Below are 770 nucleotides of genomic sequence, written 5' to 3'. Positions count from 1 at the left end.
GTCAATAACGACTTAGATTCTAAGAGTATTTATTTAACTTCTATTTCACGTATAGTTAATTAAAGACCCGCTAGCCAAATTCATGACTAACGGGTCTCTATTATACTGTATTAACTTTTGTTACGCCATTGAGCCGGAAGAACCGTCCCTTAGTTTTTCTCATAGCAGTTTCTATCATTCTAACACTATTCTATTTTCTCAAAATCTTTTCCATTGCTTTTCCCTTTGCCAACTCATCTATCAGCTTATCCATATAACGAATTTCCTGCATTAATGGTTCCTCAATATTTTCAACACGAATACCACAAATCACACCTTTGATCAAATGCCTTAAAGGATTCATTTGAGGTACTTTGGCGAAGAATGTTTCAAAATCTATCTGATTTTCCAGTAGTTCTTCAAGCGCTTCTTGACTATAGCCGGTCAACCATCGGATGACTTCATCCACTTCTGATTTGGTTCGTCCTTTTTTCTCTGCCTTAGTAATATAATGAGGATAAACATTCGCTACACTCATCGTATATATCTTATGCTTACTCATAATATATCCTTTCATGTAACTGATTCAAAAATCTGCCTCTTGATTCCTTTTGATACCATAGATTCTTTTTCACTAATGCGAACCGGAAGAACCGTCCCTCTGATCTTCTAATGCGAACCGGAAGAACCGTCCCTCTGATCTTCCTCTGATCTTACTGGTCTAATAAAAAATCTACAATATTTTTATGAATGATACCGTTTCTTGAGCGGTCAACTTTATCCATAGATAG

1 protein-coding gene is annotated in these 770 nt (G+C 36.0%); it reads right to left on the bottom strand.

The window, feature by feature from the left end:
* Positions 1–190 precede the first annotated feature (190 nt).
* A complete protein-coding gene (locus P0N36_RS15535) occupies positions 191–541 on the bottom strand; it encodes a DUF2200 domain-containing protein (protein ID WP_275843802.1) in 351 nt (116 codons plus the stop codon).
* Positions 542–770: the final 229 nt, after the last annotated feature.

Origin of the sequence: Petrocella sp. FN5, from assembly GCF_029210395.1 — a bacterium.
Classification (GTDB): Bacteria; Bacillota; Clostridia; order Lachnospirales; family Vallitaleaceae; genus Petrocella.
This window is presented reverse-complemented; position numbering and strand designations above follow the sequence as displayed.